Source organism: Streptomyces sp. NPDC028928, from assembly GCF_055564915.1.
In genome coordinates this window covers 171,606-194,860 of the sequence record NZ_JBVHVI010000010.1, presented here as the reverse complement: position 1 = coordinate 194,860, position 23,255 = coordinate 171,606, and the positions used below count along the sequence as shown (strand labels likewise).

Sequence of the window (23,255 nt, the reverse complement as noted above, 5' to 3'; positions counted from 1 at the left end):
TGCCCGTGCCGTCCCCGGCCGGCCCCGCGCCGTCACCCGCCTGGCCTCGCGTGTCCCGCGAATGGGCTCCGGCCGCGCGCGGTACGGCCCCGCGCGGGCTGTCATGGCAGCGAGGGCACGCCCCGTGCCCCGTACCCGGGCGCCACAGGCGTCGCCGTCGTACCGGTGTGCCGGCGCCCGCCGTACCGCCGAACTCCGCCGAGGAGCCCCTCCCATGCGCCGCACCGCCCGCGCCCTGTCCGTCGCCTTCGCCGCCGGTGCCGTGCTCGCCCTCACCGGCCCGGCCGCGGGGGCCGTTTCCGGCAGCGCCGCCGTCTCCACGTCCTGCGATCCCGTCACCGGGCTGGTGCCGGACACCCCCGACACCGCGTCACCGGCCGGCGCGCCGTGCACCGAGGGCGGGCCGGAAGGGGCGGTGCCGGACGGTGGCGGGCCGGAGGGGGCGGCGCGTGAGGGGAGCGGGCCGGTCGGTGCGGGACCGGATGGCGCGGGACCGGCCGTTGTGGGGCCGGATGGTGCGGGACCGGCCGTTGTGGGGCCGGATGGTGCGGGACCGGCCGTTGTGGGGCCGGACGGTGCGGGACCGGCCGTTGTCGGGCCGGACGGTGCCGGACAGCTGGGGGCCGTGCGCGAGGGGCTGGGGAAGGACGCGTCGGGGCGGCAGAGTGCCGGGCCGGACGGTCCCGGTCAGGACGGGGCCGGGCGGGACGGCACCGGGCAGGTCGGTGCCGGGCGGGAGAGCGCCGGGCCGGACGGGGGCGGGCGGGACGGCGCTGGGACGGACGGGGGCGGGCGGGACGGCGCTGGGACGGACGGCGCTGGGCAGGTCGGTGCCGGGCGGGATGAGGGTGCGCAGGCGGGGGCCGGGCGGGAGAGCACCGGGCGGGACGAGGGCGGGCACGACGGCCACGGCTGCCGCGACTCCCACGACGGCGGCTGCGCCTCCGCCGCCGTCCAGCGAGGCGTGGACGCGGGACAGGGCGGCACGTTCAACGACTCGGTCCCGGCGCTCGCCGTCGGCGCCGCCTGCCTCGCCGCCGCCTGCGCGGGCGCCGTCTACCGGGTGTACGGCCGCAGGCGCTTCCTGAGCGGCGCACCCACACGGATGTGACCTGGGCAACTCCGACACCGCCCATGGAGGGCCGTCCGGCGGGTAGACAGGTTCCCGAGAGCACCGCCCGGAGATCACAGGAACAGACCACGGACTGCGGAGGCGGACATGCGGCGGACGGACCCCGAGGAGGACCACGGCCCCGTCCGCTACGGGCCGCCCCTCCCCGCCGACGGCCTGCCCGTACTGCCGGAACTCTCCGCCGTACTCTCCGCCGCCGCGAGCCGTGCCCACGCCCAGCCCGTCGGCGGCGCCCCCGCCCTGCTGGAGGCCGCCTGCGGCTACTGGACCCGGCGCGGACTGCCCACCGTCCCCGACCAGGTGGCCGCCGGACCCGGTGCCCCCGCCCTGCTGCTCGCCCTGACCGCCGCGCTCGCCGGCGACGGCGCGGACATCCTCGTACCCCGGCCCTGCGCCGCCTGGTGGGCGCCGTACGCCCGGCTGCTCGGCCGGCCCGCCTACCATGTGCCGACCCCGGCCGAGAGCGGCGGCGTCCCCGACCCGTACGCGTTGCTGGAGACGGTGCGCCGGGTCCGCGCGGAGGGCGGCGACCCGCGGCTGCTGGTGCTGTCCGTCGCCGACGACCCCACCGCCACCGTCGCTCCGCCCGAACTGCTGCACGAGACCGTGGAGGCCGCCACCGCCGAGGGCCTGCACCTGGTCAGCGACGAGACCTGGCGCGACACCGTGCACGCCCCGCGCGAGACCGTGCTGCTCAGCCCGGCCGAGATGCAGCCCGACCAGGTCACCGTCGTCACCGACCTGGCCGGCGCCCTGCTGCCCCCCGGCTGGCCCGCCGCCGTCGCCCGCTTCCCGCTCACCGACGCCGGACGGCACCTCCACGCGCGCGTGCTCGACATCCTCACCGCCCTCGGCGCCCGGATCGCCGCACCGGTCGCGGCGGCCGCCGGCTACGCCCTCGACGAACCGCCGCCCGTCACCGAACGCCGCGAGGCCACCGTACGGCTGCACGCGCGCGTGGCCGCCGCCGCGCACACCGCGGTCGTCGCCGCCGGCGCGCTCGCCCGCCCCCCGCAGGCCGGCCGCCATCTGTACGCCGACCTCGGCCCGCTGCGCGAACCGCTCGCCGCCCAGGGTGTCGGCGACGCACAGGAACTGGAGGACCTGCTCACCGCCCGGCTCGGCATGCCCGCGCCCGGCGGCCACCGCTTCGGCGACGACCTCGGCGCGCTGCGCGTACGGCTCGCCACGGGGCCGCTGCTGGGCGGCACGGAGGAGGAACGCACGGAATGCCTCACGTCACCCGCCCCGTTGGAACTGCCACAGGTGCAACGCGCGTTGATCTCCTTGAGGTCGGCCTTCGACGATCTCCGCGACGCTCAGCGATGGGAGCCTCCTCGATGACGCAGCAGACGCATGAGCCCGGCCCGGTCCCGACGACGACCACGACAGTCGGCGAACCCGGCACGCCGGCCCCCCTCGCGCCCCCCTTCCCGCCCCTCGCCGAGCCCCGCCCGCTGGGCGAACACCGGGTCTGGCCCCGCACGTTCCACGACCGGCTCACCGCACCGCTGCCCGGCCTCAAGGCGCTCGCCCGCTTCGCCCGCGAAGGCGCCGTGCGCCCCGGCGCCGAAGGCCTCGCCGACATCCCCCGCCTGCCGTACGAACCGGCCCCGCTGCCCCGCGTCGACACCCGCACCGTCGCCGTCACCTGGGCGGGACACGCCAGCTGGATCGTCCGGGTCGGCGGGCTCACCGTCCTCACCGACCCCGTCTGGTCCCGCCGCATCCTCGGCACCCCGGCCCGCATCACCCCGGTGGGCGTGCCCTGGGAGACCCTGCCCCGCGTGGACGCCGTCGTCATCAGCCACAACCACTACGACCACCTGGACGCCCCCACCCTGCGCCGGCTCCCGCGCGACACCCCGGTGTTCGCGCCCGCCGGCCTCGGACGCTGGTTCCGCCGCCGCCGGTTCACCGTCGTCACCGAGCTGGACTGGTGGGAGGGCGCCGAACTCTCCGGGGTCCGCTTCGACTTCGTCCCCGCCCACCACTGGTCCAAGCGCACCCTCACCGACACCTGCCACAGCCTCTGGGGCGGCTGGGTCCTCACCGCCCCCGAGGGGCAGCGCGTCTACTTCGCCGGCGACACCGGTTACGGCCACTGGTTCACCCGCATCGGCCGCCGCTACCCCGGCATCGACCTCGCCCTCATGCCCATCGGCGCCTACGACCCCCGCTGGTGGCTCAGCGACGTCCACTGCGACCCCGAGGAAGCGGTCCAGGCCACCCTCGACCTGGGCGCCCGCCGCATGGCCCCCATGCACTGGGCCACCTTCATCCTCTCGGCGGAGCCCGTCCTCGAACCGCTCACGCGGGTGCGGACGGCCTGGGAGAAGGCGGGTCTTAAGCGAGAGGACCTGTGGGATCTGCCGGTGGGGGCTTCAAGAGTCCTGGACTGAAGCGCGCCCCGCCCGAACCCGCCGCCACACACCCGGTGCCACGCTGAACAGAACGGTCAGCCCCACCGCCACCACGACCCCCTCCCAAGGCTCCTCGAACAGCGAACCCCCCAAGATCCCGATCACCTGATAAGTGGCCGCCCAGGCCAGACACGCGGGCAGGTTCCCCCGCGAGAACCGCCGCAACGGCCACTCCGCCATCAGACAGGCCAGCATCACCGGTATCCGCCCCGCGGGGACAAGCCGGGACAGCACCAGCACCGCGACCCCGTGCTCCGCCAACTTCCCCCGCGCCTGCGCGAGCCGCTCCTCCGGCGCCCGCGCCCGGATCGCCTCCAGCCACCGCGACCCGTTCTTCGACCGCATCCCGCGCCGCCCCAGCCAGTACAGCGCCGCGTCCCCCAGGAACGCGGCCAGCGAGGCCGCCACGAACACCAACGCCAGGGAGAGCGGCGCCGTCTGATGGAACGCCACCACCGCCGCCGAACTCACCAGCGCCCCCGTCGGCACCACCGGCACCAGCGCCCCGATCAGCACCAGCAGGAACAACGACGGATAGCCCACCGCCTGCTGCGTGTATTCGGGCGTCACGGCTCTCGACGCGTCGGCGAGCCACGTCACCGGGCGACCTCCAGCCGCACGCTCTCCCCGTGCCCCAGCTTGTGCACCGCCACCTCGGGCGCGGCCGCCGCCGCCAGCCGCACGAACTCGTCACCCGGCGCGTGGAACTCGTGCGGGCGCACCGCGTCCATGCCGATCGGCCAGTACGTCCCGTAGTGCACCGGCACCGCGACCCGCGGCGCCAGCCGGGCCAGCGCCCGCGCCGCCCGCCCCGCGTCCAGATGCCCCTCCCCGAGATACGGCCCCCAGCCGCCCACCGGCAGCAGTGCCACGTCCACCGGCCCGACCCGCTCGGCCATCGCGTCGAACAGCCCGGTGTCCCCGGCGAAGTACGTCCGCGCCTCGCCCTGGACGACGTAGCCCAGCGCGGGCGAGCGCCGCGGGCCCACCGGCAGCCGCCGCCCGTCGTGCAGCGCCGGCACCACCCGGACCAGCAGCGCGCCGATCCGCACCTCGTCGCCGGGCACCACCTCGGTGATCCGCAGGTGCCGCAGCCGGCGCAGACCGGGCACCGCCCGTGGTGCGCCCCGGGGCACGAGCAGGCGCGTGCCCGGGCCGAAGCACTCCAGCGACGGCACATGCAGATGGTCGGCGTGGAGGTGCGAGACGAGCACCACGTCCGCGTGACGGGCCTCGGCGGGCGGTACGGCGCCCCGGCGGCGGCGCAGATGAGCCAGTCGGCGTGCGAACAGGGGATCGGTGATCAGTCGTGTGTTCGCATCCTCCAGCGCGCAGGTGGCGTGACCCCACCAGGTGATCTCCACCGGCACTCTCTTCGCCTCCTTCACGCGACTCCCCGAAGCCTACGGGCAGGAGTAGGGTCGGCGGCGAAACCCGGAGGTGAGGGGGACGCCATGGGACAGCTGCGGGGTGCCTTCGGCGCGCTCACGACGGTGCGGGTCACCGCCATCGCGAGCCTGACACCTCTGGAGGAACTGGAGGCCGACCCCTTCCTGGTGGACTCGCGCAGCCAGCACGCCATGTGCGCCCGCTGGGCCGCCGAGCGCGGCTACGTGGTCGCCCGGGAACTTCTCGTCGGCGGTCTGCGTTTCGATCACTGCGCGCTCTGGGACGGAGTGCGGCCCGGGGTGGACGTGTTCGTCGCGCCCAGCCTCCGGGTGCTGCGCCGGGCCCTGTCGTCGGTGGAGGAGTTCACCGCCGAGTGCGCGCGCCGGGGTGTGCGGGTGGAGACGGTGGGGCGGGCCGAGCCGTCGTACGACGCGCAGATGAAGGCACGGGTGCACCGGCGGCTGTCGATGCCGACGGCCGGCTACGACGGACGGTGACCCGGGAGGCCTTCGGCGCCGGAGCGCGCCCGGTGTGACAGGGTGGAGGCGGCCCGTGCCCCGCCCGGCGGACGGGGGAGGGCCGGAACGGAGGATGTACGGGGCGTGCGGGGCGTGCGGTGGCGGCGGATCGCCAGTCAGGTCGGGCGGAGCGTCGCCGTATGGGCGGTCTCCACGGTCACCATGCTGGTCCTCGCCGTGCTGCTGCCCGACTTCCAGCTCCAGTCCGCCGACGGTGACAGCGCCACCCGGATCGCCGTCACCGCCGCCTGCGGCGCCGGCGCCTTCGGCGTCCTGTCGGCCGTGGCCTGGCCGGCCCTGGTCCGCCTGCTGCTGCTCGTCCCCGCGCTCGTCCTCGGTCTGCTGGTCTTCTTCCTCAACGGCTCCCTGCTGCTGCTCGCCCTGCGCGTCAACCCCTCCGGGGACGCCGAGGCGGCGCCCGAGACCGCCGTCATCGTGGCCGCCGTGATGTCCGCCGTGGCCTCCGCCACCGGCGCGGCCCTCGCCGTCCGCGACGACGAGGCCTACCGCCGCCGGCTGCACCGCCTCGCCACCCGCGGCCGCCGCGCCCGACCGCCCTGCCCCACCGCCCCGGGCCTGGTCTGCGTCCAGCTCGACGGCGTCGGCCACGACGTCCTCGTGGACGCGGTCCGCAAGGGGCTGATGCCGACCGTGGCCCGCTGGCTGTCCGCCGCCGACGGCACGGAGCACACCACCCGCCTCCCCACCCACCGCCTCACCCCCTGGCGCACCGACTGGTCCAGCCAGACCGGCGCCAGTCAGCTCGGCATCCTGCACGGCAGCACCTTCGACGTGCCCGCCTTCCGCTGGTACGAGAAGGACCGCGGCGAGGTGATGGTCTGCAACCGGCCGACGAGCGCCGCCGAACTGCAGCGCCGGGCCGTACGGCACACCCGCGACGGCGGGCTGCTCACCGTCGACGGCGCCAGCCGCGGCAACCTGTTCAGCGGCGGGGCCGGCGAACAGGCCCTCGTGCTGTCGATCGCCACCCGCCGCCGCGGCCGGGAGAACCGTTCCCGCGCCGGCTACTTCGCCTACTTCTCCGACCCCGCGAACGCCGTCCGCACCGCCCTGTCCTTCGTCGCCGAGGTGGCCCGCGAGATCGGCCAGTCCACCCGCGCACGCCTGCGCGGACAGCGCCCGCGCGTCGCCCGGGGCGGCCTGTACCCGTTCGTCCGCGCCTTCGCGACCGTCGTCGAACGGGACGTCGTGGTCGCCGCGGTCATGGGTGACATGCTCGCCGGCCGCACCTCCGTCTACGCCGACCTCGTCGCCTACGACGAGGTCGCCCACCACTCCGGCCCGCACAGCCGCGACGCCGAGAAGGTCCTGCAGCGCCTCGACCGGTCCCTCGCCCTCCTCGAACGCGTCGCCGAACACGCCCCGCGCCCCTACCGGATCGTCGTCCTCTCCGACCACGGACAGAGCCCCGGCGAAACCTTCCGCTCCCGCTACGGCCTCACCCTCGGCGACCTGGTCCGGGCCGGCTGCGGACTGCCCGTCCCGCGCCGGGCCGAGCGGACCCGCAGCGGCGCCGAGGCCCGCACCGCCGTCCGCGCCGCCCTGCGCCGGCCGGTGGAGGAGAAGCCCGAGGACCACCGCCCCGCCCGCCGCTCCGAGCCGATCGTGCTGGCCTCCGGCAACCTCGGCCTGGTCTCCTTCCCGGACGTCCCGCACCGCATGACCAAGGAGGAGATCGACGCCCGCCACCCCGCCCTGCTCCCCACCCTCGCCAACCACCCCGGCATCGGCTTCCTGCTGGTGCGCAGCGAAGAGCACGACGGCGTGGTGCTGGGCGCCCACGGTGCCGAGATCCCGCTGGCCAGGCTGGACGACGAACCCGGCCCGCTGGCCGCCTTCGGCCCCGGCGCCGCCGACGCCGTCCGCCGCACCCACTCCTTCCCGCACACCGCCGACATCATGGTGAACTCCGCCTACGACCCCGCCGACGGCGAAGTCCTCGCCTTCGAGGAGCAGATCGGCTCCCACGGCGGCCTCGGCGGCGCCCAGTCCCACCCGTTCCTGCTCTCCCCCCGGGAGCTGTCCGCACCGGCCGCGGACGGGGAGGAGCTGACCGGCGCCGAGCACGTCCACCGCGTACTGCGCCGCTGGCTGGGCGAGTCGGACGGACCCCAGGTGCCGCTCGCCCCGGACGTGGAGGAGGAGCGGGCCGCCTGAAAATCGGCTGCGCCCGCACCGCCGTACACCCACACTGTTCGAGTCGTACATCACTCGAACACCCAAGGACTCCTCGCTTTGCAGGCCGCCGTCACCGTCACCCCCGCCCGTGTCCCCGAACTTCTCCTCGGCCTGGCCACCGTCCGGCCCGTCTTCCTCTGGGGCGCCCCGGGCATCGGCAAGTCGTCGCTGGTGCGGGAGTTCGCGGCCTCGCTGGGGCTGGAGTGCGTGAGCCTGCTGGGCACGCAGCTCGCGCCCGAGGACCTGATCGGCGTGCCGCAGATCCGGGACGGACGGTCGGTGTTCTGCCCGCCGGAGGTGATCGCGCGGGACGAGCCGTACTGCCTGTTCCTGGACGAGCTGAACGCCGCCGCCCCGGACGTGCAGAAGGCGTTCTACTCCCTCATCCTGGACCGCCGGATCGGGAACTACGAGCTGCCGGAGGGGTCCGTCGTCATCGGCGCCGGGAACCGCTCCACCGACAACGCCCTGGCCCGGCCGCTCGCCTCCGCCCTGGTGAACCGGCTCGCCCACGTCCACCTCGAGGTGTCCGCGAAGGACTGGCTGGCGTGGGCCGCGGACAACGGCATCCACCCGTGGATCCTGGACCACCTCACCGACCGGCCGGACCACCTGTGGTCCAAGCCGCCCAAGACAGAGGAGCCGTTCTCCACGCCCCGCTCCTGGCACATGCTCTCCGACGCCCTGCACTCCTTCGGCCCCGACCTGGACGAGCCGACCCTGAACGTCCTCGCGCACGGCACGCTCACCCCGGCGCACGCCACCGCCTTCTGCGGCTACGTCAAGGTCGTGCGCAGCCGGTTCGGGATCGAGGCGATCCTCAAGGGCGACGCCCGCTGGCCGCACCGCGTCCAGGACCGTGACCTGCTGTACTACCTCGCCGAGTCCTTCCGCGGCCGGCTCGTGAAGGAACTGCCCGCCGGCAAGGAGCACATGTCGGCGAACGGCCGGCAGATCGCCTACCGCGCCAAGGCGCTGCTGGTGCAGCTCGCCGAGATCTCCGTCGAGGTCGCCCAGACCGTCATCGCCGCGGACGCCGACGGCAACCCGGTCCTGCCGTCGTGGTTCCTGGTCGAGGCCGCCCGGGACATGCCCCGCCTGGTGGAGGCGCGGCGGTGAGCCCCGCCCCGCCGAAGAAGAAGCGGGACCGGGCCGGCGAGGCGTTCGCCGAGGGGATGCGGCTGCTGCGCGCCAACCCGGCACTCGCCGCCGTCGAGTTCAGCGTCTGCCGCAGCGAGAGCTGCGTCTTCGCCCCGCGCGAGGGCCTGCTCGTCACCGACTCCGACGGCACCGTGCACGCCGACCCCGACCGGCTCGCCGAGCCCGGTGCCTGGGCGTGGGCGCTCGCGCACGCCGCCCTCCACCTCGGCTTCGGACACCTCCCGGCCGCGAAGGGGCCGCGCGAGCAGCCCGACCGGTACGACCTCGCCGCCCGCTGCGTCGTCGTCAACCGCTTCCTGCTCGGCTTCCCCGTCGGCACCGCCCCCGAGGAACTGCCCGCGAGTTACCCCGACGGCGACGAGGAGCGGCTCGCCGCCCGCTGGCGCGCCCACGGCCTGCCGCCCGCCTACGAACGCTGCGGCACCGCCGGATCCGCACCCGACCAGGTGCTCACCGAGTGGCTCGCCTGGCGGGGTCCCGCCCCGGACCGCCAGCTGGCGTTCGCCACCGCCCTGACCCGGACCGTGTCCGCCGCGATGGACATGGCCGGCGGACGCCGGGACAGCCTCGACGACGAGCCGGCCGTGCGCCGCCCCTGGGAGCAGGCGCTGAGCTGGTTCGTCTCCTCCTACCCGCTGCTCGGCGGCATCGCGGCCGGCATCACCCTGGTCGCCGACGCCGAACTCGCCCGCGCCCACGGCATCCAGATCGCCGCCGTCGACCCCGAGGCCGGCGAGATCTACGTCAACCCGCTGCGCCGCTTCGAGGACGAGGAGTGGCGGTTCATCCTCGCCCACGAGATGCTGCACGCCGCCCTGCGCCACGGCGACCGCTGCGGCACCCGCGACCCCTACCTGTTCAACGTCGCCTGCGACTACGTCATCAACGGCTGGCTGGTCGAGATGCGGGTCGGCACCATGCCCGAGGGACTGCTGCACGACCCGCAGCTGGCCGGCCTGTCCGCCGAGGAGGTCTACGACCGCCTCGCCGGCGACCTGCGCCGAATGCGCCGCCTGGCCACCCTGCGCGGCAAGGGCACCGGCGACGTCCTCGGCGGCCCGCTCCGCCCGGTCCGCGACTACGTCGACCTGGACGAGTTCTACCGCCGCGGCCTCACCCGGGGCCTGGACCTGCACCGGGCGCAGGAGCGCGGCTTCCTGCCCGGCGGCCTGGTCGAGGAGATCCGCGCCCTCAGCCACCCGCCGCTGCCCTGGGACGCGCAGCTGGCCCGCTGGTTCGACGAGTTCGTGCCCCGCCCGGAACCCGTCCGGTCGTACGCCCGGCCCGCGCGCCGCCAGGCCTCCACCCCGGACATCCCGCGCGCGGGCCGCTACTTCCCGCTCGAGGAGGTCGCCCGCTGCACCTTCGGGGTGGTCCTCGACACCTCCGGCTCGATGAGCCACAGCCTGCTCGGCAAGGCGCTCGGCGCGATCGCCTCCTACGCCGAGTCCCGCGACGTACCGGCCGCCCGTGTGGTGTTCTGCGACGCGGCCCCGCACGACGCCGGCTATCTGCCGGTCACCGAGATCGCGGGCCGGGTCCGGGTCCACGGGCGCGGCGGTACGGTCCTGCAGCCCGGCATCGACCTGCTGCACCGGGCCGACGACTTCCCGCCCGGCGCGCCCGTGCTGGTGATCACCGACGGCTGGTGCGACGTGCTGCGGGTGCGCAGGGAGCACGCCTATCTGATCCCGCAGGGAAGTCACCTGCCGTTCACACCGCGTGGGCCGGTCTTCAGAGTGCGATGAGCCCGAATGTGATCGGATAGGAGATCCGGGAACCCCGGAACCGCGACACTCGCGAAAGGAAGCATCGTGGCCACCACGCGCACCGCGCACACCGTCTGGGAAGGCGAACTGCTCAAGGGCAGCGGCACCGTCACCTTCGACTCCTCCGGCATCGGCTCGCAGCCGGTGTCGTGGCCGTCGCGCGCCGAACAGGCGAACGGCAAGACCAGCCCCGAGGAGCTGATCGCCGCCGCCCACTCCAGCTGCTTCTCCATGGCGCTCTCGCACGGCCTGACCGGCGCCGGCACCCCGCCCACCCGGCTGGAGACCAAGGCCGACGTCACCTTCCAGCCCGGCGAGGGCATCACCGGCATCCACATCACCGTGCGCGGCGAGGTGCCGGGCCTGGACAAGGACGGCTTCCGTGAGGCCGCCGAGGGCGCCAAGAAGAACTGCCCGGTCAGCCAGGCCCTGGCCGGTACGACGATCACGCTGACGGCCGAGCTGGCCTGACGCTCCGGTGCCGCGCCCCGCCCGGGGGCGCGGCACCGCCCTGTCCGGGCGGCAGGGTGGCGCACACCGCGTCCAGGACGCCCGCATACGGTGTGCCGTAGCCGGTCAGTCGCATACGCAGTCGCTCCAGGCCGTCGCGGTACTCGGTCAGCAGAACGCTGTCGCCGGTGCGCGCCGTGAACTCCAGCACCGCCGGCAGGAAGTCCGGCAGCTCCTCGCCGTTGAACTCCAGCCCGTGCCGGCGGTAGACGTCCTGGAACCGGGCCACGGACATGCCGTGCCGCCGGACGTCGCCGTCGTGCCACCGGCTCATGTACAGGCTGTGCCGGTCCCCGAGGCCGAAGACCCGCACATAGTGTGCGGCCAGTTCCTCCGGCGGGGTGAGGGCCGCGTGGTCGGTGAACTCCCGCAGCTGCGGGGCTGCCTCACGCAGCAGCGGCAGCCGGGCGATGAGATCGCCGTCCGGGTAGGTCAGGCAGAGCGCCGCCGCCTGGTAGAGCACCGCGTCCGAGGGCATCAGGCCTCCTTCGCGTCGTCGTACTCAGGAAACTAGGGGCGGGCCCGGGAACGCACCTGTTCGCAGACCCGTACGGGTCACACCGGGCTCAGAGCCGCTCGCGGTGCTCCCGCAGCAGCTTCAGCGTGCGCCGGGCGGACGCGGCCCGGGCCGTCATGTGGTCCAGCACCTCCAGGTGCGCGGCCACCTCCCGGCGCGCGTCCAGGTAGAGCGCGCCGGTCAGGTACTCGGTGAACACCATGTCCGGCAGCTCCGGCTCGGCGAAGCGGAACAGCGTGAACGGCGCGTACGTCCCCGGGTGCGGACCCGCCGCGAACTCGGCTATCTGCAACGTGACCCGGTCCCGTCCGGCGTACTCCAGCAGCCGGTCCAGCTGGTCCCGCAGCACCTCCGGGCGCATGCTCACCGGGCGCCGGAGCACCGTCTCGTCCATGATCACCCACAGGTGGGGCGGGTCGTCCCGCTCCAGCAGCCGCTGCCGCTCCATGCGCAGCGACACATGCCGCTCGACCGTCTCCGGCGAACTCTGCCCGATCGTCCCGGCCTCCAGCACCGCCCGCGCGTAGTCCTCGGTCTGCAGCAGGCCGGGCACGAAGTGCGGCTCGTAGGAGCGGATGATCCGGGCGGCGCCCTCCAGGCTGACGTACAGGCTGAACCAGTCCGGCAGCACGTCGTGGAACCGCTGCCACCAGCCCGGCTGGTTCGCCTCCTCGGCCAGCCGCACGAACGCGTCGGCCTCCTCCTCGGGCACCCCGTAGGTGTCCAGCAGCACCTGCACGTAGGGGATCTTCAGCGCGACCTCGGCCATCTCCATCCGCCGTACGGTCGCCGACGCCACCCTGAGCACCCGGGCGGCCTCGTCGCGGCTGAGGCCCGCCGCCTCCCGCAACTCCTGCAACCGCTTGCCGAGCACCACCTGGCCCACGGTGGGCGCAGCCCGCCGCTCACTCACGCCACGCCCTCCCCTACGCGCCGATCCGCGGGGAGCAGTCTGTCACGGGTCGCCGTCTCGCACACGTGCCCGAGGCGACGAACCGCCCCGGGCCGGTGTCAACCGGCCAGGGTGTGCAGGTACTTGGCGGTCGCCGGGTCCGCCGGGAGGAACGTCTCGATGGCGAGTTCGGCGACCGTGACGTCCATCGGCGTGTTGAACGTGGAGATCGAGGACACGAACGACAGGACCCGGCCGGCGTGTTCGATGCGCATCGGCAGCGCGAAGTACGGTACGGGCTCGGCCGGTTCGGCGCCGGGCGGCTCCTCCGGCACCGGGTAGGCGGCCACCTCCTCGTACAGCGCGCGGAGCCGGTCCGAGCGGTGCAGGGCGATCTCCCGCTCCATCTGGGCCAGCAGATGCCCGCGCCACTCCCGCAGATTCCGGATGCGCGGCGCCAGCCCCTCCGGGTGCAGGGTCAGCCGCATCGCGTTCGGCGCCGGGGCCAGCAGCTTCTCGGGCACGCCCGCCAGCAGCATGGCGATGCCCCGGTTGGCGGCGACGACCGTGTACCCGGCGTCGACCACCAGCGCGGGGTAGGGCTCGTAGCCGCGGATGAGCCGCTCCATGCCGTCGCGCAGCGCGTCCAGCGCCGGGTCGTCCAGCGGGGTCTCCGGATAGCGCGGGGCGTAACCGGCCGCCAGCAGCAGGGCGTTGCGCTCCCGCACCGGCACCTCCAACTGCTCGGCGAGCCGCAGCACCATCTCCTCGCTCGGCCGGGACCGGCCCGTCTCCACGAAACTGATGTGCCGCGCGGAGGAGTCGGCGCGCAGCGCCAGCTCCAGCTGGGAGATCCGGCGCCGCTCCCGCCAGGCGCGCAGCAGCGGGCCGACACCCTTGCCGGTGGCGGCGGAGGAGGCGGAGGGACCGGACACGGCGAGAGGCATACCGCCGACCCTAGTACCGGCGGCGTGGCAGGCTGAACCCATGTCCGCCTTCCCCGCACCGGGGACAGCACCGAAGGGAGCCCGGCCATGGCCGTCGAACCGCTGTCGCAGAAGGAGATCGAGGACCGGCTGGCCGAACTGCCCGGCTGGTCCCTGGACGGCGACCGCCTCACCCGCACCTACCGGCTCGGCTCGCACTTCGCGGCGGCGGCACTGGTCGTGCACATCGCCGGCATCCAGGACGAGCTGGACCACCACTCCGACCTCACCCTCGGCTACAACACCGTCTCCCTCAGCGTGAACACCCACAGCGCGGGCGGCGTCGTCACCGGGAAGGACTTCGGCCTCGCCCGCAGGGTGGAGGACATCGCCCCAGGCCACGGGGCACACTGAGCGGCGTGCTCGACTACGAGAAGGAAGCCGGCGACTACGACGCCTTGCGCGGCGGCGAGGCCCGCGCCCAGGAGGCCGCACAGGCCGTCCTCGGCCTGATACCCGGGGGGCCGGGCCGCCTTCTCGACGTGGCCTGCGGTACCGGGCTCGTCAGCCGGCGGCTCGCCGCCGCGCGCCCCGGCCTGCGGGTGACCGGCGCGGATCTCACCCCGGCCATGATCCGCATGGCCTCGGCCCGGCTGCCCGGCGCGGTCGTCCAGGCCGACAGCCGCCGGCTGCCCTTCCCCGACGGCACCTTCGACGCGGTCACCAGCATCTGGCTGCTGCACCTGCTGGACGACCCCGAGGACCTGCGCGCGGTGCTCGCCGAGTGCGCCCGGGTGCTGCGGCCCGGCGGGGTGTACGTCACCACCGTCGACAAGGCCGCCGCGCACGACGTCGGCAGCGACATCGACACCGTCCTCGCGACCCGCCCGCGCCGCCCCGCCGCCGACGCCGCGGACACCGTCACCGCGCACGCCGTCCGCCTCGGCCTCCGGCCCGCCGGCCAGGGCTCCTTCCGCGGCACCGGACAGGGCCGCAGCCCCCGCAGCACCATCGCCGACCTGCGCCGGGGCTGGTTCACCCAGCTGCCGCCGGGCGAGCCGCGCACCGAGGAGTTCGCCACGCGGCTGGCCGCACTCCCCGACCAGGACCGTCCCCGCCCCGACCCGCACTTCACTTTGCGCGCCTTCCGCAGACCGGCGCCGGCGGACGTCCCCGCCGGGTCCTAGGGAAGCTGCGGCTGTACCTCGAAAGTGCCCCACAGGCCCGTCGCGTGGAGCATGCGCAGGAAGCCGGTGCTGTCCGTGACCAGCCGCAGCCGGCCCCGCCGTGCCAGGACGCGGTCGCGTGCCCGGCACAGCACGCCCAGGCCGGTGCAGTCGATGAACTCGGTCGGCCGGAGGTCCAGGACCAGGTCGGGGCGCGGGCGCGCGGTGAGGGCGTCGAGTCGTTCCGCCAGGGCGGGCGCGGTCAGCAGATCGATCTCTCCGGGCAGCGGCAGTACCGTGGGACCGGCGGGCAGGGCCGGTCCGGGCGGCTCGTGGGTCTCGGGCATGGCCCCAGCGAACCGGGACGGCGGGGATCCCGGTAGGGCCGAACGGCCCACGCGGGGGCCTGGGCGGATCATCGGCTGCGCGCTGGGCGTGGACACGGCGTTCAGAGCAGGTCGCCGCTGCCGTACGGGGCGTAGAGATCGAGCAGCCGGATCCGGGAGGCGTGCAGCCGCTGGGCGGCCACGCGGCCGACCCAGACCGCGATCGTCCGGCCGAACCCGGGGTCCGCGGCGCACAGCGCGAGCACGGAGCCGGCGTCGAACTCCCAGGCCCGGACCGGGCTCGTCGCCTCGGCGCCGAGCTGCCAGAGGTACGGGGGGAAGTGCCAGGACCAGCCGACCAGTTCGCCGTGGCCGAGGGTCCGGATGACGGCGGGTCGGCGGCCGGGCACCCGCACGTCGAGGGCGACGGTGCCGGTGCGCACGATCCAGAAGCGGTCGGCGCGCCGGCCCTCCTCGAACAGGCGGGTGCCGGCCTCGAACGAGACCTCGCGGGCGAGGCGCATCAGCGGTTCCCGCTGGTCGGCCGGCAGAGCTGTGGTCATGGTGGTGGCGGAGGTCATCGCCCCGGCTCCCTTCCTGGTGGCTCCTGCGTCCACCCTGGTCGCGCCGGGCGCCCGGCACCATGGGCCGCATGGGCACGGCAGGGGGCCCTTCGGCCCGGGCGCACAGGGACCCGGGCACCCGAAGGGCACAGGGAGCCGGTAGGAGAGGAAACGGGAAGGGCGCCACCCGCTTCTCGCGGATCCGGATTGCGCGGTGCACGGCAGTCGGCCGCTTCTCCGCGTGGTCGAACGCGTCCTTCCCGCTGCTACCAGCACACCACGGGAACCGCCGGAGCACCAGAGGGGTCAGGCGGTCGTGCAGGTCTGGTCGCCCAGCTTGAACGTCGCCGGTTTCCCGTTCGAGCCCGACCAGCTCCCGGTGAAGCCGAACGCCACCGACGAGCCCGCCGCCACGGTGCCGTTCCAGCTCACGTTCTTCACCGTCACCGCCGACCCCGACTGGGTGTAGCCGGCGTTCCACAGCTGCGTGATCTTCTGGCCGTTCGGGAAGGACCAGCCGAGGGACCAGCCGTTCCAGGCCGCCGAGCCGGTGTTGGTGAGCTGTACGTCCGCCTGGAAGCCGTCCGACCACTGGTTGGTGATCTTGTAGGTCACCGTGCAGGCGCCGGCCGGGGCCGGATCCGGTGTCGTACCCCCGTCCCCGCCCCCGCCGCTCGTGCCGGAGGTGTCGCCGTAGATCACGCCCCGGCCGTTGGTCCCGATGTACACACGGCCGTACACCCGCGGGTCGCCCGTGATCGCGGCGCCCGTCCAGCCCCACTGGTGGGCGTCGTCGTTGATGCGGGTCCAGGTCGCGCCCTTGTCCGTGGAGCGGAAGATGCCGCGTACCCCGCCGATCTTCGCGCTGGTGTACAGCGTCTGGTACGAGGCTCCGGTCGCGGCCTTGCCGAAACCGATGGTGTCGGCCTGCTCGACGTTCGACAGCTTGGCGAAGCTCGCGCCGCCGTCCGTGGAGTGCCACAGGCCGTACGCCCCGTCCGTGGCCCCGCCCGCCAGCCAGATGTCGCCCTTCGTGCCGGGCAGCGCCTTGAAGCGGACGCTGTCACCGCTCGGCAGGCCCGTCGCCGAGGATGTGGTGAAGGTCGCGCCGCCGTCCGTGCTGACGTAGAACTTCCCGGACTTGAAGCCGTAGAAGGTCTTCGGGTCGAGCCGGTCCGACTCCACGATCGCGCCGGACGGGATGCCGCTCGACGCCGACCAGGAGGTGCCGAAGCCCGTCGTGTACCGCACACCCGTGCCGGCCGGGCTCCACACGAACCGGCTGCCGTCGGACGCGGCCGCCACCGTGCCGCCCCCGCTCACCCCCGAGGGGTCCGTGCCCGCGAACCAGTTGGCGCCGTTGTCCGTCGAGAACGCGATGTGCGGGCCCGAGTCCAGGTCGCCCACGCGGACGACCGTGCCGGGGGCGGCCTCGGCGAAGTCCAGGCTGGTGGTCGTGGTGAAGGCGGGGGAGGTGTACATCATCGACGGCACCTTGGTGAGATCGGTGTGCCGGAAGCCGCCGATGTCGCCGAGCGCGCTGAACAGCTGGGCGCCGCCGGAGGGTGGTGCCGCGAGGTCGTTGACCGCGGTCTCCTCCAGGCCCTGCACCATCGGCTTCAGGGTGAAGGTGCCGCCGCTGTCCCACGCGGACAGGTTCTCGGTGCCGTAGATCGTCGCACCCGTGCCGTACATCATCCGGCTGGAGTTGAACGGGTCGATCTCCAGGGACTCGGTCATCCAGCCCAGCTTCGGCGTCTGTTCGGGCGGGGACGGGTTCGCGCCGAAGGTCAGCCAGGGGGAGGAGGACACGTCGAGGGTGTACCGGTTCGAGCGGTTGGGGTACGACGTGTAGTCCCAGGCCCTCGTCCAGCTGCCGCCGCTGTCGGTGGAGCGGAAGATCTGCGTGTCCGGCCACCACGAGCTGTACGCCGTCGCCATCACCGTGCCCGGGTGCTGCCGGTCGACGGTCAGTCCGCTGAAGCCGTAGTAGGTGTCGGCCTCCGCGACCGGGCTGATGTCCGTCCAGGTGCCGGTCGCCGTCGCGTACCGCCACAGCCGCCCCTTGCCGCCGTCGTACGGGCCGCCCTTGTCGCTGTAGGCGAGGTAGAGACAGCCGTTCTCCGCGTCCAGGACGCCCTTGTGCGCCAGGTAGCCCGTGGGCTGCCCGGCCAGCCGGGTCCAGGTGGCGCCCGCGTCCGTCGAACGGTAGACCGCGTTGTCCTTGTCGGCGACCCCGACGTAGATCGTCTTCGTGGCGGTCCCGGACGACCCCGTCGACTCGTCGAAGGTGACCCAGACGATGCCCTGGTTGTCGCTCGCGTAACCGGACGCATCACTCGGGTCCTGCTGGTAGTTGCCGACGTTCGGGAAGTTCGCCACCTGCGACCAGGTCGCCCCGGAGTCCGTCGACCGCCACAGGCCCTTGCCGCTGGGCGCGCCCAGATACAGCACGCTGTTCCTGTGCGGGTCGATCGCCAGCCGCTCGCCCATGCCCCGGCCGGGCATGTTGCCGCCCAGCTTGAACGGCAGGTCCGCCTTCTGCCAGCTCGCACCCCGGTCGGCGGAGCGCAGCACCGCGCCGTTCGTCGGATCCCAGCTGTTGGTGTACGTCCCGACGGCCGCGTACACCCGGTCCGGGTCGACCGGGTCGGAGGCCAGGCTCACCACGCCGGTGTGGCCCCACTCGTTCCAGCCGACCGAGTCCAGCAGCGGGGTCCAGCTCTTCGTCGGCTCCTGCCATCGGTAGGCGCCGCCGATGTCGGTGCGGGCGTAGACGAGGTTCTTCTCGGAGCGGTTGAACACGATCCCGGGGACGAAGCCGCCGCCGTCGATCCGGGCGTTCTTCCAGGTGTACGTGTCGGCGGCGAGGGCGGTCTTCGGGGCGCCGGCGGCCAGTGCGGGCGGGGTGCCGGCGAGCAGCCCGGCGGCGAGGGCCAGTACGGCGGTGAGGATACGGGTTCTTCGCACGGTGGGGGTCCTTCCTCGGGGGAACGCGCGACGACGGGGCGGCCCCCAGTGCGGGTGGGGGCCGCCCGTCGCGGTACACGGAGCCTTAGCGGGGACTGGTTATTCGAGAAGCTCCGCGTACGAGCCCATGGCCAGGGCGATGTCCGCCTGGGCCCAGAAGCGGTGGTAGGTGAAGACGGGCGCGGCACCGCCCTTGAGGTAGGCCTCGATCTTCGACCAGTTCGGGTCGCTCTTGTAGAAGGACCTCAGCGAGGAGAACGTGGACGAGGAGTTGATCGCGTCACCGTTGGGCATGGTGCCGGTCCAGCCGCTCGGCACGTACACGCTGTCGTTGAACCGGCTGTAGTCGGTGCGGGTCTCGGGGACGGCGATGCCGAGGCTGTCCTGGTAGTTGCTCCACATGCCGTCCAGCAGCGCCTTCGCCGTGGACTTGGCGGCGGTGTCACCGGACTTGGCGGCGTAGTAGGTCAGCGTCTTGGCGTACGCGGCGGCCACGCCGACGTCGTCGGTGTAGTCGGCGACGGTGACGTGAAGGCCGCTGTTGCTGCCGGGGCTCGACGCGTTCCAGGTGTCCGGCTGGCCCGACCACTGGAGGGTGGAGGGGATCCGGTAGGTGCCGTCCGGGTTGATCGTGGTCTTGGACAGCGCCCACTTCACCCACTTGTCGAGGATCGCCTTCGCCGTGGCGTTCCCCGTCTGCTGGTAGTACTCGGCGACCCGCTCCATCGACCACGCCTGGAAACCGAACCACTGGTTGGACGGCGGGTCGTGGTAGACCGGCTGCCAGTCGTAGGCCATGCCGTAGAAGGTGGCGGTGCCGGCCGGCGGGCTGGCGTACCGGCCCTGCCAGCTGTTGGTCGCGCCGCCCGCGATCGCGCCCTCGGACGACTGGAGCCACTGGTAGAACTCCAGCTGCCGCTTGAGCGAGGTGGACCAGTCCGTCGCGCCCGTCGCCGACTTGGGCTTCAGGTCGGCGTAGGAGCTGAGCGCGTAGGCCGCGAGGGGGTTCTGGTAGCCGCCGTGGACATGGCTGGAGCCGATCCGCCAGGCCCAGCCGGCGGAGGTGTCCGTGGCGCCGCCCCAGGCGTAGTACCAGGACAGCAGGTAGTGCGAGGCGTCCTTGCCGGTGCCGGCCGGGCAGGACGTGCTGGTGCAGTTGCCGATCTTCTTGAAGTACTTGTCGTACATCGCGTACCGCAGGTAGTCGCCCATCTTCGCGGCCTTGGCGACCGTCCCGGACACGTCACCCCCCTTGCCCTGCGCCTTCGCCCACACGTCGGCCCAGTACGCGGCCTGCACCGCGCGCGCGTCCGCGTCGGGGGCGTCGGTGTACTTCCACTGCTTGGCGTAGGAGCTGTCGCCGGTGAACAGGTCCAGATAGCCGTTCCTGCCGCCGTACTTGAAGGCGTCGCAGGTCGGCTGCGGGACGGTCTCCCACACGGATTCCTGCGCACCGCGCTGGAAGGTGTTGATGTACGACGGGCCGGTGGCCGTGGGGCCGGCCTCGCACTTGCCGGGCTCGTTGCCGTAGCCGTAGACGTTGTCCACGTCCTGGATCCAGTGCATGCCGTAGACGTCGTCCGTGCCGTAGGCCGACTTCAGCTCACCGGCGATCGGGTCCGAGCCCACCGACACGCCCGTGTCCAGCTTCGCCGGGTACTCGTTCGGCGTGTCCAGCTCGGGCGCGTACGTCGCCGGCTTGGAGGCGTTGTAGAAGGAGTTGGTCGGCTGGTCGGCGTGCGTGGGGATCATGTACTTCTCCATGATCGCCCAGGCGCCGTTGAACTTCGACCAGTCGCCGGTGACCTTGCCGTACATCGCCTGCAGCCAGAGAAGGTAGCTGTACGCCTCCGACGTGGTCTCGTGGCCCTGGTCCGGGGCCTCGACGATCAGCGTCTCCACCGAGTGGTAGGGGATGCCCTCGGGCGAGAAGTAGCCGTTCGCCGGGTTGGTGATCTTCCCGTAGAGGTCCAGGAAGCGGGCGTCGTACGCCTTCGAGGCGGGCAGCTCGGTGACCGTGACCGTCGCCTTGGTGTGGCCGGTGGCCGAGGCGGTGAACGTCGCGCTGCCGGTGCCGGAGGAGTCCGCCGTGACGGTCACCGTCTGCGCGGTGTTCCAGTTCGACGGGGTGAAGGTCAGCGAGGAACCGCCGGTCACGGACAGGCCGGTGTTGCCGTCCGTGCGCGCGGTGCTCACGGTCACGTTCGCGCTCGGCTGCGTCGACAGCTTCACCGAGAACGTGCCCGACTTGCCCTGCTGCACGCCGAGTTGGCTCGGCGAGGCGACCACGGCGGGGCCGGAGGCGACGGTGATGCCGACCGGGGTGGAGGCGGCGGACGCGCCGAGGCTGTCGTACGCCTTCGCCACCAGGGAATGACTGCCCACCGACAAGCTGGAGGCCGAGAGCGAGTACGGCGCGCTCGTGTCCGTGCCCAGCAGCGTGGTGTCGTCGTAGAACTCCACCTTGCTGATGGTCGCGTTGTCGGCGGCCGCGGCGGTCGCCGCGAGCGGCACCGCCTGGCCCTGTGTGTAGACCGCGCCCGCGGTGGGGCTGGTCAGCACGGTCACCGGCGGCTGGTGGGCGCCGGCACAGGTGGTGCCGTTGACGGCGAAGGAGGCGGGGGCGGTGTTGCTGCCGCTGTAGGTGAACTGGGCGCCGGTGGAGACGGCGGCGCCCGCGGCGATGGTGCCGTTGTACGAGGCGTTCTTCACGGAGACCGTCTGGCCGGACTGGGACCAGGTGCCGTTCCAGCCGCTCGTCAGCTTCTGGTTGCCCGAGTAGGCGTACGTCAGCGTCCAGCCGTCGATGGTGTCCGTGCCGCGGTTGGTGATCGTGAGATCGGCGGTGAAGCCCGAACCCCAGTCGTTCGTCTTGTAGTCGACGCTGCACTGCACGGACGCCGCGTGCGCGGCCGTGTTTCCGGTGGCGAGCATCGACAGGGGCAGGGCGAACGCGGCGGCCACCGCGGTCCACAACCGGCGCACCGTTCTGCGCCGACGCACCGTTCTGCGTTTGCGTCCGGGATCCATGTGCTGGTTCCTCCTTGCGGGCTTGCGGCTCGGTAAGAAGTCAAGGCTTGAACCAGTGGGAGCGCTCCCATAGTGAGGACGGGGCCAGGACCGGTCAAGGTGCTTGAAGAGTCGAAAAGATTCGACGGATCCGGTTGAGGAAAGTCGAGCAACGCCCCTGGGCATTCCGGCCACTTGGCGCTACCTTCACTCGCACCAGTGGGAGCGATTCCGTTCAGTCGACGCGTCCGTCCCGGCGCGCCAAACTGCAAGGAGTCGCTCATGCGACACCCCCCGCGTTCAGTACTTTTAGCCGCCGCCGGTGCGGTCGCGCTCGTGTCGAGCGCGCTCGTCCCGGTGGTCTCGGCCCAGGCGGCCACGCCCGCGTGCACGGTGGAGTACACCGTCACCAGCCAGTGGGACAGCGGCTTCCAGGGCTCCGTGAAGATCACCAACAACCAGGCCGCGCTGACCGGTTGGAAACTCACCTTCGACCTCACCGGCGGGCAGAAGGTCACCCAGGGCTGGAACGCCAAGTGGTCCCAGTCCGGCACCACCGTGACCGCGGCCAACGAGAGCTGGAACGGCACGCTCGGCGCCGGCGGGAGCGTCAGCGCAGGGTTCCTCGCCTCCTGGTCGGGCGGCAACACCGCGCCCACCGTGTTCAAGCTCAACGGCACCACCTGCAACGTCGACACCGAGCCGACCGACCCGCCGCCGACGGACCCGCCCCCCACCGGCGGCACCGCGCCCGCCCTGCGCGTCTTTGGCAACAAGTTCGCCGACGCCGGCGGCACAACCCGCCGCCTGCTCGGCGTCAACCGGTCCGGCGGCGAGTTCATGTGCGTGCAGGGCTACGGCATCTGGGACGGCCCGGTGGACGACGCGGCGATCAAGGCGATCGCCGACTGGAAGGCCAACGCGGTCCGCATCCCGCTCAACGAGGAGTGCTGGCTGGGCCTTTCGAACATCAAACCCGAGTACGGCGGCGCCAACTACATCGCCGCCGTCAAGGACCTGGTGGCCCGGGTCGAGGCGCACGGCATGACCCCGATCCTCGAACTGCACTGGTCCTACGGCCAGTACACCGGGAACTCGGCCGGCTGCTCCGACGTGCACGCCACCTGCCAGAAGCCGATGCCCGACATGCGGTACACCCCCTCCTTCTGGGCGTCGGTGGCGAGCACCTTCAAGGACGACCAGGCGACCGTGTTCGACCTGTTCAACGAGCCCTACCCGGACCGGGCGACCGCCGGCACCACGGACGCCTGGACGTGCTGGCGGGACGGCGGCACCTGCCCCGGGATCTCCTACGAGGTCGCCGGCATGCAGGACCTCGTGGACAGCATCCGGGCCACCGGCGCCAAAAACGTCATCATGGCCGGCGGGCTCGCGTACTCGAACGACCTCAGCCAGTGGAACACGTACAAGCCCACCGACCCGGCCGGCAATCTCGCCGCCGCCTACCACGTCTACAACTTCAACACCTGCTCGACCGAGAGCTGCTGGAACTCCACGCTCGCCCCGGTGGCCGCCCAGGTGCCGCTGGTCGCCGGGGAGATCGGTGAGAACACCTGCTCACACGGGTTCACCGACCAGGTCATGAAGTGGTTCGACGACCGGGGCCTGTCCTACCTGGGCTGGACCTGGAACACCTGGGACTGCTCCTCCGGGCCGTCCCTCATCTCCGCCTACGACGGCACGCCCACCGCGTACGGCATCGGGCTGCGCGACCACCTGCGCGCCCTCAACCCGTAGATCCCACGGAACACCGAAGGAACCCGC

At 73.1% G+C, this 23,255-nt stretch carries 21 protein-coding genes; 11 read left to right on the top strand and 10 right to left on the bottom strand.

Features of this window, described 5'->3' with window-relative positions; translation table 11 throughout:
* Nucleotides 1–370: 370 nt before the first annotated feature.
* Nucleotides 371–910, bottom strand: coding sequence for a hypothetical protein (locus ACZ4U1_RS24505; protein WP_467905950.1), 540 nt, complete (start codon nucleotides 908–910; stop codon nucleotides 371–373).
* A 54-nt stretch (nucleotides 911–964) separates the two neighbouring features.
* Here ACZ4U1_RS24505 and ACZ4U1_RS24500 point away from each other — a divergent pair, with 54 nt between their 5' ends.
* The 3 genes from ACZ4U1_RS24500 to ACZ4U1_RS24490 all read left to right on the top strand — a co-directional run bounded on the left by ACZ4U1_RS24500 (nucleotide 965) and on the right by ACZ4U1_RS24490 (nucleotide 3,534).
* Nucleotides 965–1,111 (top strand): hypothetical protein, encoded by a 147-nt coding sequence (locus ACZ4U1_RS24500; protein WP_467905949.1) that lies wholly within the window; start codon nucleotides 965–967, stop codon nucleotides 1,109–1,111.
* A 108-nt stretch (nucleotides 1,112–1,219) separates the two neighbouring features.
* Nucleotides 1,220–2,476 (top strand): aminotransferase class I/II-fold pyridoxal phosphate-dependent enzyme, encoded by a 1,257-nt coding sequence (locus ACZ4U1_RS24495; protein WP_467905948.1) that lies wholly within the window; start codon nucleotides 1,220–1,222, stop codon nucleotides 2,474–2,476.
* Nucleotides 2,473–3,534 (top strand): MBL fold metallo-hydrolase, encoded by a 1,062-nt coding sequence (locus ACZ4U1_RS24490; RefSeq protein WP_467905946.1) that lies wholly within the window; start codon nucleotides 2,473–2,475, stop codon nucleotides 3,532–3,534. Before ACZ4U1_RS24495 ends, ACZ4U1_RS24490 begins: the two co-directional genes overlap by 4 nt.
* Here the strand turns inward: ACZ4U1_RS24490 and ACZ4U1_RS24485 are convergent.
* The gene (locus tag ACZ4U1_RS24485) at nucleotides 3,517–4,155 is read right to left on the bottom strand and encodes a DedA family protein (RefSeq protein WP_467905945.1); all 639 of its coding nucleotides are present in this window, start codon (nucleotides 4,153–4,155) and stop codon (nucleotides 3,517–3,519) included. The two genes, ACZ4U1_RS24490 and ACZ4U1_RS24485, sit on opposite strands and share 18 nt — an antisense overlap.
* Nucleotides 4,152–4,925, bottom strand: coding sequence for an MBL fold metallo-hydrolase (locus ACZ4U1_RS24480; RefSeq protein ID WP_467906219.1), 774 nt, complete (start codon nucleotides 4,923–4,925; stop codon nucleotides 4,152–4,154). The genes ACZ4U1_RS24485 and ACZ4U1_RS24480 overlap by 4 nt, the downstream gene beginning before the upstream one ends.
* Nucleotides 4,926–5,009: 84 nt before the next feature.
* Between ACZ4U1_RS24480 and ACZ4U1_RS24475 the strand changes: the two genes are divergently transcribed.
* From ACZ4U1_RS24475 to ACZ4U1_RS24455, 5 genes are all read left to right on the top strand, one after another.
* A complete protein-coding gene (locus ACZ4U1_RS24475) occupies nucleotides 5,010–5,441 on the top strand; it encodes a hypothetical protein (RefSeq protein WP_388318036.1) in 432 nt (143 codons plus the stop codon).
* A 105-nt stretch (nucleotides 5,442–5,546) separates the two neighbouring features.
* On the top strand, nucleotides 5,547–7,640 hold the full coding sequence (locus ACZ4U1_RS24470; protein ID WP_467905943.1) for a phage holin family protein: 2,094 nt from the start codon (nucleotides 5,547–5,549) through the stop codon (nucleotides 7,638–7,640).
* Nucleotides 7,641–7,718: 78 nt separating this feature from the next.
* Nucleotides 7,719–8,780, top strand: a complete 1,062-nt coding sequence (locus tag ACZ4U1_RS24465; RefSeq protein WP_467905941.1) for an ATP-binding protein — start codon at nucleotides 7,719–7,721, stop codon at nucleotides 8,778–8,780.
* Nucleotides 8,781–8,836: 56 nt separating this feature from the next.
* Complete coding sequence (locus ACZ4U1_RS24460) at nucleotides 8,837–10,570, top strand: vWA domain-containing protein (protein ID WP_467906217.1); 1,734 nt, start codon at nucleotides 8,837–8,839, stop codon at nucleotides 10,568–10,570.
* Between the two features lie 66 nt (nucleotides 10,571–10,636).
* Complete coding sequence (locus ACZ4U1_RS24455; protein ID WP_467905940.1) at nucleotides 10,637–11,062, top strand: OsmC family protein; 426 nt, start codon at nucleotides 10,637–10,639, stop codon at nucleotides 11,060–11,062.
* On the opposite strand, the gene narJ is transcribed toward ACZ4U1_RS24455, so the two are convergent.
* The 3 genes from narJ to ACZ4U1_RS24440 all read right to left on the bottom strand — a co-directional run bounded on the left by narJ (nucleotide 11,037) and on the right by ACZ4U1_RS24440 (nucleotide 13,457).
* Nucleotides 11,037–11,579, bottom strand: coding sequence for a nitrate reductase molybdenum cofactor assembly chaperone (gene narJ / locus ACZ4U1_RS24450; protein ID WP_467905939.1), 543 nt, complete (start codon nucleotides 11,577–11,579; stop codon nucleotides 11,037–11,039). The two genes, ACZ4U1_RS24455 and narJ, sit on opposite strands and share 26 nt — an antisense overlap.
* An 88-nt stretch (nucleotides 11,580–11,667) precedes the next feature.
* Entirely contained in the window at nucleotides 11,668–12,531 is an 864-nt protein-coding gene (locus ACZ4U1_RS24445; protein ID WP_467905937.1) for a helix-turn-helix domain-containing protein, read from the bottom strand.
* 98 nt (nucleotides 12,532–12,629) lie between these two features.
* Nucleotides 12,630–13,457: a helix-turn-helix domain-containing protein gene (locus tag ACZ4U1_RS24440; RefSeq protein ID WP_467905935.1), complete on the bottom strand. Its 828-nt coding sequence runs from the start codon at nucleotides 13,455–13,457 to the stop codon at nucleotides 12,630–12,632.
* Nucleotides 13,458–13,544: 87 nt separating this feature from the next.
* Between ACZ4U1_RS24440 and ACZ4U1_RS24435 the strand changes: the two genes are divergently transcribed.
* Together ACZ4U1_RS24435 and ACZ4U1_RS24430 are read left to right on the top strand one after the other, a co-directional pair.
* A complete protein-coding gene (locus tag ACZ4U1_RS24435; RefSeq protein ID WP_467905933.1) occupies nucleotides 13,545–13,850 on the top strand; it encodes a 4a-hydroxytetrahydrobiopterin dehydratase in 306 nt (101 codons plus the stop codon).
* Between the two features lie 5 nt (nucleotides 13,851–13,855).
* Nucleotides 13,856–14,623: a class I SAM-dependent methyltransferase gene (locus ACZ4U1_RS24430; protein ID WP_467905932.1), complete on the top strand. Its 768-nt coding sequence runs from the start codon at nucleotides 13,856–13,858 to the stop codon at nucleotides 14,621–14,623.
* On the opposite strand, the gene ACZ4U1_RS24425 is transcribed toward ACZ4U1_RS24430, so the two are convergent.
* The 4 genes from ACZ4U1_RS24425 to ACZ4U1_RS24410 all read right to left on the bottom strand — a co-directional run bounded on the left by ACZ4U1_RS24425 (nucleotide 14,620) and on the right by ACZ4U1_RS24410 (nucleotide 21,491).
* Nucleotides 14,620–14,949: an STAS domain-containing protein gene (locus ACZ4U1_RS24425; protein WP_467905931.1), complete on the bottom strand. Its 330-nt coding sequence runs from the start codon at nucleotides 14,947–14,949 to the stop codon at nucleotides 14,620–14,622. The genes ACZ4U1_RS24430 and ACZ4U1_RS24425 overlap by 4 nt on opposite strands.
* Nucleotides 14,950–15,050: 101 nt before the next feature.
* Entirely contained in the window at nucleotides 15,051–15,509 is a 459-nt protein-coding gene (locus tag ACZ4U1_RS24420) for a cyclic nucleotide-binding domain-containing protein (RefSeq protein WP_467905930.1), read from the bottom strand.
* A gap of 288 nt (nucleotides 15,510–15,797) precedes the next feature.
* Nucleotides 15,798–18,461, bottom strand: coding sequence for a cellulose binding domain-containing protein (locus tag ACZ4U1_RS24415; RefSeq protein WP_467905928.1), 2,664 nt, complete (start codon nucleotides 18,459–18,461; stop codon nucleotides 15,798–15,800).
* A 99-nt stretch (nucleotides 18,462–18,560) separates the two neighbouring features.
* Entirely contained in the window at nucleotides 18,561–21,491 is a 2,931-nt protein-coding gene (locus ACZ4U1_RS24410; protein ID WP_467905927.1) for a glycoside hydrolase family 48 protein, read from the bottom strand.
* A gap of 261 nt (nucleotides 21,492–21,752) precedes the next feature.
* On the opposite strand from ACZ4U1_RS24410, the gene ACZ4U1_RS24405 reads away from it, so the two are divergent.
* On the top strand, nucleotides 21,753–23,228 hold the full coding sequence (locus tag ACZ4U1_RS24405; RefSeq protein WP_467905925.1) for a cellulase family glycosylhydrolase: 1,476 nt from the start codon (nucleotides 21,753–21,755) through the stop codon (nucleotides 23,226–23,228).
* Nucleotides 23,229–23,255 lie beyond the last annotated feature (27 nt).

Bases quoted from the DNA above. Each gene is read 5' to 3' on its own strand.
- ACZ4U1_RS24495 (WP_467905948.1), top strand. From the start codon at position 1,220: ATGCGGCGGACGGACCCCGAGGAGGACCACGGCCCCGTCCGCTACGGG.
- ACZ4U1_RS24490 (WP_467905946.1), top strand. From the start codon at position 2,473: ATGACGCAGCAGACGCATGAGCCCGGCCCGGTCCCGACGACGACCACG.
- ACZ4U1_RS24475 (WP_388318036.1), top strand. From the start codon at position 5,010: ATGGGACAGCTGCGGGGTGCCTTCGGCGCGCTCACGACGGTGCGGGTC.
- ACZ4U1_RS24460 (WP_467906217.1), top strand. From the start codon at position 8,837: ATGCGGCTGCTGCGCGCCAACCCGGCACTCGCCGCCGTCGAGTTCAGC.
- narJ (WP_467905939.1), bottom strand. From the start codon at position 11,579: ATGCCCTCGGACGCGGTGCTCTACCAGGCGGCGGCGCTCTGCCTGACC.
- ACZ4U1_RS24440 (WP_467905935.1), bottom strand. From the start codon at position 13,457: ATGCCTCTCGCCGTGTCCGGTCCCTCCGCCTCCTCCGCCGCCACCGGC.
- ACZ4U1_RS24435 (WP_467905933.1), top strand. From the start codon at position 13,545: ATGGCCGTCGAACCGCTGTCGCAGAAGGAGATCGAGGACCGGCTGGCC.
- ACZ4U1_RS24425 (WP_467905931.1), bottom strand. From the start codon at position 14,949: ATGCCCGAGACCCACGAGCCGCCCGGACCGGCCCTGCCCGCCGGTCCC.
- ACZ4U1_RS24420 (WP_467905930.1), bottom strand. From the start codon at position 15,509: ATGACCTCCGCCACCACCATGACCACAGCTCTGCCGGCCGACCAGCGG.
- ACZ4U1_RS24410 (WP_467905927.1), bottom strand. From the start codon at position 21,491: ATGGATCCCGGACGCAAACGCAGAACGGTGCGTCGGCGCAGAACGGTG.
- ACZ4U1_RS24405 (WP_467905925.1), top strand. From the start codon at position 21,753: ATGCGACACCCCCCGCGTTCAGTACTTTTAGCCGCCGCCGGTGCGGTC.